2 protein-coding genes are annotated in these 1,578 nt (G+C 70.4%); one reads left to right on the top strand and one right to left on the bottom strand.

Annotated elements, in window-relative coordinates:
* The coding region (locus IJH84_RS09840; protein ID WP_295143037.1) for a TraR/DksA C4-type zinc finger protein at positions 1-311 on the bottom strand (311 nt) is incomplete at its 3' end.
* 437 nt (positions 312-748) lie between these two features.
* Between IJH84_RS09840 and IJH84_RS09835 the strand changes: the two genes are divergently transcribed.
* Positions 749-1,578 (top strand): amino acid permease (locus IJH84_RS09835; RefSeq protein WP_295143034.1); only part of this gene is annotated, 830 nt, incomplete at its 3' end.

Genomic DNA, 1,578 nt, shown 5'->3' with positions numbered 1-1,578 from the left:
AGCGCCTCCAGCCGCTCGGCCCCGATGGCCGCCCCGCACCGCTCGCACACGCCGTAGCTGCCCGCGTCCACGCGGGCGGCCGCACGGTCCAGCGCTTCCAGCTCTCGGCGAGCATCGTCGAACAGCCCGCGCACCTGGGCGCGCTCGTACGCGATCGTCGCGCCTTCGGGGTCGTGCTCGTCGTCGGTGCCGGTCCAGGTCGAGGTCTCCCGGATCGCGGCGAGATCGCGCCGCAGCGACTCGATCCGGGCCAGCGCACCGGCGCGCGCCTCGGCCAGCCGCGCGCGGGTCTCCTCCTGCGGCTGCTGCATGGCGGGTGAACACCTGCTGTGCGCGCACCATTCCGTTCGTGCGACGACGTCCCGGCGGTTCGCCGACACCAAGGACAGCTGGGGCGCACCGGAAGGATTTATTTCACTCGAGACTGATCATAATGAGCCGCCCGATATACGGTCCGCTCCGCAGTCCGGCCGCGACGATCAGCACCGGACCGCCTCCTGCCCGGTCACGAAACGGCAGCCGCCACCGCCGCGACGGTTGCCCCGACACCCCGGGCGCGAGTACTGATGACGTCCGCCGATTGATCACCGACCGAACTCCGCCCGAACACCAGGTTCCGCCCGCGGGTCACCGCAGCACCGCCCCGCTACCGGCGAACCGCACGAAAAGGATCGCGCATGTCCCGTACCCGCGGGTTACCACCACTCGCCGCCCACCCGTCGCCGGCGAGCAACGCAGGCAGGCACTCGTGAACCGGCCGGGGTGGCAGCAGCTGCTGCGGCGCAAGCCGGTTCGCACGCTGCTCGCCGAGAGCGGCACCGAAGACGGCCGCGGCGAACTCAGCCGGTCGATCGGCGTGGTGCGGCTGACCATGATCGGAGTCGGCTCCACGGTCGGAACCGGGATCTTCATCGTGCTCAACGAGGCCGTGCCGGAGGCAGGGCCCGCGGTGATCCTCTCGTTCGTGATCGCCGGGATCACCGCCGCGCTGACCGCCCTGTGCTACGCCGAACTCGCCTCGACGATCCCGGTTTCCGGGGCTTCCTACACCTACGCCTACGCGACCCTCGGCGAGATCGTCGCCTACGCGGTCGGCGCCTGCCTGCTGTTGGAATACGGAGTGGCCGCGTCGGCCGTAGCGGTGGGCTGGGGCGAATACCTCAACGCGTTCCTCGCCGATACCGCCGGGTGGCAGATACCGGCCGCGTTGAGCGCGCCGCCCGGTGAGGGCGGGATCATCAACGTGCCCGCGGCCGTGCTCGTCGCGATGTGCGGCGTGCTGCTGATGCGCGGCACTCGCGAGTCCGCGACGATCAACGCGGTCACCGTGGGCATCAAGCTGGCAGTGCTGCTGCTGTTCAGCGCGATCGCGCTCACCGCGTTCTCCACGCAGAACGCGGCTCCGGTCGCACCGTTCGGCGTCGCGGGCATCGGCACGGCGGCGTCCACGGTGTTCTTCTCCACCATCGGCATGGACACCGTCTCCACCGGCGGCGAAGAGGTTCGCAATCCGCGCCGGACGCTGCCGCTGGCGATCTTCTGGACGGTCGTGATCGTCACGGTGATCTACGTGCTGGT

It is taken from the genome of Saccharopolyspora sp., assembly GCF_017434145.1.
Lineage (GTDB): Bacteria > Actinomycetota > Actinomycetes > Mycobacteriales > Pseudonocardiaceae > Saccharopolyspora_C > Saccharopolyspora_C galaxeae.
This window is presented reverse-complemented; position numbering and strand designations above follow the sequence as displayed.